Origin of the sequence: Bradyrhizobium sp. Mp27 (assembly GCF_029953005.1) — a bacterium.
Taxonomy (GTDB): domain Bacteria; phylum Pseudomonadota; class Alphaproteobacteria; order Rhizobiales; family Xanthobacteraceae; genus Bradyrhizobium; species Bradyrhizobium barranii.
The window spans coordinates 1-6,490 of the sequence record NZ_JASAUS010000264.1 but is presented as its reverse complement, the minus strand read 5'-3'; the positions used below and the strand labels follow the sequence as shown (position 1 = coordinate 6,490).

The 6,490-nt window shown below is 58.3% G+C and carries 8 protein-coding genes; all 8 read right to left on the bottom strand.

Annotated features, from left to right (window positions below; all coding sequences use genetic code 11):
• Positions 1–355 precede the first annotated feature (355 nt).
• Entirely contained in the window at positions 356–1,414 is a 1,059-nt protein-coding gene (locus QJT78_RS47385) for an EscU/YscU/HrcU family type III secretion system export apparatus switch protein (protein ID WP_028154236.1), read from the bottom strand.
• Positions 1,415–1,419: 5 nt separating this feature from the next.
• Positions 1,420–2,208, bottom strand: a complete 789-nt coding sequence (gene sctT, locus QJT78_RS47380) for a type III secretion system export apparatus subunit SctT (protein WP_063629911.1) — start codon at positions 2,206–2,208, stop codon at positions 1,420–1,422.
• A 107-nt stretch (positions 2,209–2,315) separates the two neighbouring features.
• Positions 2,316–2,576, bottom strand: a complete 261-nt coding sequence (sctS, locus tag QJT78_RS47375) for a type III secretion system export apparatus subunit SctS (RefSeq protein ID WP_028154235.1) — start codon at positions 2,574–2,576, stop codon at positions 2,316–2,318.
• Positions 2,573–3,235, bottom strand: coding sequence for a type III secretion system export apparatus subunit SctR (sctR, locus tag QJT78_RS47370; RefSeq protein ID WP_028154234.1), 663 nt, complete (start codon positions 3,233–3,235; stop codon positions 2,573–2,575). Before sctR ends, sctS begins: the two co-directional genes overlap by 4 nt.
• The gene (locus QJT78_RS47365) at positions 3,232–4,218 is read right to left on the bottom strand and encodes a FliM/FliN family flagellar motor switch protein (protein ID WP_080587060.1); all 987 of its coding nucleotides are present in this window, start codon (positions 4,216–4,218) and stop codon (positions 3,232–3,234) included. The genes sctR and QJT78_RS47365 overlap by 4 nt, the downstream gene beginning before the upstream one ends.
• Positions 4,215–4,877, bottom strand: a complete 663-nt coding sequence (locus QJT78_RS47360; protein ID WP_129557675.1) for a hypothetical protein — start codon at positions 4,875–4,877, stop codon at positions 4,215–4,217. Before QJT78_RS47360 ends, QJT78_RS47365 begins: the two co-directional genes overlap by 4 nt.
• Positions 4,878–5,233: 356 nt before the next feature.
• Positions 5,234–5,614, bottom strand: coding sequence for a hypothetical protein (locus QJT78_RS47355; protein WP_281460736.1), 381 nt, complete (start codon positions 5,612–5,614; stop codon positions 5,234–5,236).
• Positions 5,615–5,870: 256 nt separating this feature from the next.
• Complete coding sequence (locus QJT78_RS47350; RefSeq protein ID WP_038953958.1) at positions 5,871–6,122, bottom strand: tyrosine-type recombinase/integrase; 252 nt, start codon at positions 6,120–6,122, stop codon at positions 5,871–5,873.
• Positions 6,123–6,490: the final 368 nt, after the last annotated feature.

Sequence of the window (6,490 nt, the reverse complement as noted above, 5' to 3'; positions counted from 1 at the left end):
GCCCTCCCGACGCAACGACAAAACCGTAAAGCCCCGCGTTCAGCATAACCCGGCAGGAATCCACTTAAATCCAGCGGGGCGCTGTCCAAACAACCGGGGCCAGCTCTGCACCCGCCTCAATACGCCGCCTATCTCAGTCCGTCATCACCCACTTTCCCGCATAGCTCCCAGCTGGATGATCTCGGCCTTTTCGGAGGCGGGATATCTCATGCCTCGTCCCCCCCCATCGAACAAATAGATATTCGTTATGAGGCAATATCTGTGCCTACGGCTGGCGGGAGAACCGCAGGTCAGTCAGACCGGCGACATGTTTCCGGCCGTTGGAAACTGCGATCCACGATCAACGTCACTGACGTCAGGACCGATAAGAGGTCTCAGCCGCCAGGTTTCCGAGCGCCCGCAGAACCGTCCCGAGAGGCACAATCAGGTGTGATGGAATATACTCATCCACCAGGCCGTCCTCCAGGAGCGCGCGCGCCAGCGGAATGTTTCGCATTACCGGCACTCCGGCCTCGGCCGCGGCATCAATCATTTGCTGCGCCAAGAAATCGGTGCCGATGGCGTCGATCATGGGCAGCGGGGTTCGCTGTCGATCGTAATAAATCGCCACTGCAATATGTGTGGGATTGGTGATCAGTACGGTCGCTCGACGCGACTGCCCAATTGCGCCCTTGGCCAACAATTGCGAATGGAAGTGCCTGCGTCGGCCTTTGATCAGAGGGTCGCCTTCATTTTCCTTGGATTCTCGTTTCACTTCGTCCAGCGACATCAAATTCTTGTTCGTGAACTGCCATCGCTGGAACGCAAAGTCCGCAATTGCCACCACAAGGTAGCTCGCCCCCACATAACTAGCGATCCGGAGCAGCAGGTTGCTCGTCACCGCACTTAGGCACGATATGCCACAACTCGGCGTCCACACAAGCGCATGTACACCTTGGCGCAGTACAAGCATTATGACGAGGCCAAGTATCAGAACCTTCACGATCGCCTTACCCAGATCGACGAGATTCTGCAGCGAGACTATCCTTCTCACGTTCTCAGCGGGGTTCAGCTTCTTGAGTGACGGCGAGACAGCTTCGGGCGAGAAAATCGCCCCGTTCTGCACCGCGTTGGCGACTACGCCGATGACCAGGACCACGCCGAGGAACGGAGCCACCATGCTTTGTACTTCACCGATATAGAACTCGAGGAGTCGTTGGCTGACAATTAGGAAGTCCTCTTCGAGAAATGATACGGGCAACAGCATCGTTGCCTCAAGTCGATCTATTAAGCCAGGCAAAGAGATGAAGAACAGCGCGAAGAACCCAATGGTCACCGCCGCCGACACGACTTCCTTACTGTGAGGGACCTGGCCCTTCTTGCGCAGATCCCGCAGCCTCTTGGGGGTCGGCCTTTCAGTTTTTCTACCGACCACGACAGTCACCTGACGATACGATTGAGGATCGCGACAGGTGACGGCATATGCTTGTCGGCGCTGGTCAAAACAATCGTGAGCGAGAGAATCAGCAGCAGAAGGGCGACTGCGCTCTTGACCGACATAGCGAGAAAGAAGACATCCAGTTGCGGTGCGAACCGGCTGATTAGTGCCAACCCCAATTCGCTGAGAAACATCGCCACGATGGCTGGACCGGCGAGAAGCAACGTCAGCCGCATCACGAGGTCTGCAAGATCTAACACACCAGTGACGAAGGTTAGACCAAATTCAGGATAAAAGCTCCACAGCGGCCAGATCTCGTGGGAGCGATAGAGGGCTTCCAGCAGTTTGGAAAAGCCGCCGCTGACGAGCAGCCATGTAGCGTAAAGCTGAGCCAGGAAGATCCCAAGCGGCGAGTCCGGACTGACGCTTGCCGGGCTCAAGAGGCTTGTCATTGTGGCCCCCCTCTGGTGGTCAATGAACGTGCCTGCGGCTTCCACACCCCACATAGTCGCGGCAATTGGCATGCCTAGGACGCACCCGAGCAAGAGTTCCTTGAGCCCCAGGCCCAGCACCGGCACCAGACGTGTGATATCGAGGTCCGCAGGCCTCGTTGCCCAAGCAAACACCATTACCGGGAGCGCCAATGCCATGATCACGCCGTTGCGCGCCAACGCCGTCACCATGCCGCGTCCCAGGAACGGGATGACCAACATCATCCCTGTCACACGCGCCATCGCAAGCGCAAGAACAATAAGAAATGTATGCAGGTGAGCCGGATTAAGTGGCGACATGGAATGCATTAGTCAAGCGCATAGACAGCGAGTTGGCGGCGGTCGCTCTTGTTGCGTGCCGCGCGGGCGAAGAGAGGCAATCGACCGGGCCCCTGGGGCCTTCAAACTTATATCCGGGCGATTTGATCGAAGATGCTCGCCGTATACCGGCTAAGTTCACCAAACCAATTCGCGGTGGCGGCCAGTGTCAGGCTCACGCATATCAGCTTCACCGCGAAGGAGAGTGCCTGCTCCTGAACTTGGGTCAGAGCTTGCACCACACTGACGATCAATCCGACGCCTGTAGCGACGAGGACTGTAGGCATCGAGAGGATAAGTGTCAGTTTGAGCGCGCCAATGGCGATGTTGGTGAGTGTGGCGGTATTCATGGTGCTGCTCCTGCGTAGGAGAAGATGAGGCCATGAATGAGGCGCTGCCACCCATTCACGGCAACGAACAAGAATAGCTTGAATGGCAAGGATATGGTCATTGGCGAAACCATCATCATGCCCATTGCCAAAAGGATGTTCGACACGACGAGATCGATGACGATAAACGGCAGAAACAATAAGAAGCCGATCTTGAACGCGTCTTCCAGTTCGGATGTGATGAAGGCCGGAATCAAAATCATGAATTCGTTGCCCATTATGGCGGCGGCGTCCTCCTTGCTCCACAATCCCCGAGCCGCATTGACGTAGAATTTCCGTTCCCGTTGCGACGCATTCTTCAAAAGAAAGTTGCGAACTGGCTCAGTAGCTAGCGTTACCATTGTCTCTAATTCGCGGAGATCTTGGGATGCGATTGGCTTGTCCCGCACGGCTTCATACGCAGCTTTAGCCACTGGCTGCATGATGTAGGCCGAGAGCAGGATTGCGATCGCATTCAGCGCCATGTTCGGCGGAATGTTCTGAACGCCGAGAGCATTGCGAATGAGCCCAAAGACGACGACGAGCTTCACGTAAGAGGTGACGGTAATCGCAACGAAAGGGGCGATCGCAATGGCGGCGAGTAGGACGATCAGCGTCGCGGGATCAGGCAGCCCCGTCATCGTTCTGCTCGGGCTAATCGCAAGTCAAGCACGCGCACACCCGTTCGCTCGGCGATGCGCACCAGTTCGCCGGTTGCAACGATCTGGCCATTGACGCGCAAGCTGATATTGGTCGTGGCATCAAAACCAAGATCCAGCACCTGGCCGATTGCCAATTCGCGAAGCTGCCTGAGGGGCATTGTCAGGCGCCCAGCATCCACATCAACGGGAAGATCAATGCTGTCGAAGGTTTCCGGTGGAAGCAGATCCGGTCTGTCCATCATACAGTCCACAGCTGAAAGGACGGTAAGGCGGCCATTGCAGATCGAGGCGCGAAAGCAAGGATCGCCAGAGAGGCATAGGAGAACAGTTATGATGCCGTCATTGCCGACCGGGGTGGTATCCAGCAGGATGACGTCACCTAACGCGAGTTGATGCAGATCCGTCGAAATAAGGCTGATGCGCTCGACCAGCAGAACGAGACAAACGGGCAGATCATCGAGCGCGGCGCATGCGACCGGAAGCGCAGAGCAGCAGTCGGCGATCCATTGCAGCCCGCTGCCATCGAATTCCACCAGCCCAACGACGTCGTTTGGACGCTCCAAGCGAAGAATCTCAAATGCGTACAGAAACACTTCAGTGGTTTCGGCCGAAGACCAAGTCGGCCGATGTCCACACCATTGTTCCACCTTGATCGCAAGATCTCGGAAGACAATGTCGAACAGGATTTCTCGCAGGCCGTCCCCCGGAGGCAATGCGGCAATTTCCGGCCAATGTTGTACAGCCACCGCCGGAAGGAGCGTCGAGTCAACTGCGACGCGAATCCTGTGGCCGCGTGGGCGCATCACAGCCCGGCAGTAATCTGCTGGTAGGCGCGGAGTTGTCCAGCCTGGCATGACAGCTTCCACGTCGATGCCAGCGATGTTGAAGGGGACTGGCAGACGTGTAGCAAGACGCGAAACGGCGGCAGCCTCACGTGGGTCATAGCAGGGCAGATCGATCACGCGCCCTTCTCAGCTTTGTAGTAGAGCAGTGTCTCAAATCCGCGAGATCGCCGGTTGCTGCCTTGTTCGTCCAACGTTGAGCTGTAGGCGAAGAGGGCCATCACGATGCGCATTTTAAGCTGATCAGACAAATCGCGCGCAAATGCATGGCCATGTACCTGCAGGATAGGCCAAAGCCGCTCGGATTCGATGCAAACCCTTAGGGTGTCATGCTGGCAACTGACGATAACAAACGCATCGCCGAACAATTTGCGGTTTAGCGTGACGTGCACCCCCGTATTGCCGGCATAGTCTCGGCTGACCAGAGCGTGCTCGGCGATCCCCCTGGTCAACTCGGCGAGTTCAACCGATCGTGACAGCTCTTCGGGCGCTCGCCGACGCTGTACAGGGGGGGGCCTGGCACCGATGAACGAGCTGGCGATCAAGGGTAAAGACGCGGCGCTATCGTTTTCGGCCAGATCATGCAGGTCATAGTCGAAAACCTTGCAACCGGGGGCGCGATCGGACCCTTCGCAGGCGTCTAGGGTCGCCTCCTCGATCAGATGCGAGGACCAAGCGTTGCCCCCGGTACGCGCGTGCTCCGGCACCTGGGCCGCCACCGGAATTGAACGACCACGTGGTTGGATGGACGGCATCGCAGCTCTTGTCGCCAGTTGCATCTAACTTCCTCTGCTAAGTGTGACCGCTGTGGGACTGGGGCACCTGGCTCAGCCGCGTTGAAGCGCTCGGCAGGACACACCATTCACCATCACCCCGACTTGGCGAACCACAACAATAGTTTTCACTGGGCGTACGTCTCCACACATCGTATTTGTCGGAACCGAGTTCCTAGGAGAAAGGCAGGTAGCCGCTCAAGGGAGTAGTATCCGCTCTCCATGTACCCACGATCGACCGAGCACCAATACAATTTCGATATGGAGCCAGCTGATGACGCTATGCCTTCCAGGAACAACATGCTCAGCGTCCAATGGCCGGTTTAAATGAGTAGGGAACCAGTGCGAGTTTCGGAGCTCACTCACACATGCGGCTGAGAGCGTGCGGTGCTGGCCTGACGCCTGTCGAACACGATGGACACATCGTTCTGCGTGTCCGCGCTCGAAGAGGCCTTGGCGCGCTTCGGCCGGCCTGAGATCTTCAATACCGTAAGCGCCCGGTCATGACCCGGGCTTTTGTTCGCCGCCCTTCTCGCCGCGGTTTTGTGCTCGCGGATGAAGTCGGTCAGGCTTTCGAGGCCGAAGTCAGTGAAGGCGGGGATCTGCTGATCGTCGGGCCCGTAGACCCAGAGGCAACTGTCTTCCGGCTCCATGTCGACATAGACCTCCCACAGCAGTTCGGCGTCCTCGCCGAGCATTTCGGCAGCGAGCGGGAGGGTGTAAACCCGGGTGATCGCAGCCACGGTCAGGCCGCCAGTCTGGCGTCGGATGGGGCGCGCCAGTTCCAGGGAAGAAGCTCGTCGATGCGATTGGCTGCGTGGTCGCTGACGCGGCTATCAGGTCGGCGAGATAGGCCTCCGGATTGATGCCGTTCAGCTTGCAGCTTTATGCCGCCCGCCGAACTATGCCGAACGGATTTGGTACGGCACGCCGTTGTCACGCTGGCACGCGTCGATCGCGTGCAGGGCAGCCCCATTCCTTTCGGCAGAGTCTGGTCGTTCAGAGCGCCTCGAGGAAGGCGAGTAGGCGGTCGTTCGGCTGGAAGCGGGTTCGCTTGCCGCGCTCGTACGGCTTGAGCTTCGCCAGGGCAGCTTCCTTGAGCGCGAGGTGGGCGTGCAGGTACGTCTGCGTGGTCTCGACCGATTCATGACCGAGCCACAGCGCGATCACGGAGCAGTCGACGCCGGCTTGCAGCAGTTCCATCGCAGCGCTGTGCCTCAGCACGTGCGGTGACACGCTCTTGGCCTTCAAAGACGGGCAACTCTTGTGAGCGACACGAACATGCTTTCCCAGCAGGGGACTGGACGCTATCGGCACTGAGCCTGCCCCCGTGCACGTTCGGGAACAACGCTGTTGCTCCTTTCCGCAACGGTTCCTTGAGCCATGCCTGGCGTGCACACCGAGCGAGTGTGGTCAGCGGAGTGGTCCGCTCCTTCCGCCCTTTACCGACGCATCGTACGTGTGCGCCAGACCCGAGGTGGACGGCATCCCGGTCAAGGCTAGTCAGCTGCTCCATACGGCCGCTTATTGGCTGATGCTGACCGTGCGCGACGCCATTCCCAAAGCCCGGGAATTGGCCGCTGCCGAGTTCGCGACGCTGCGTCTTCGGCTCTTGAAAA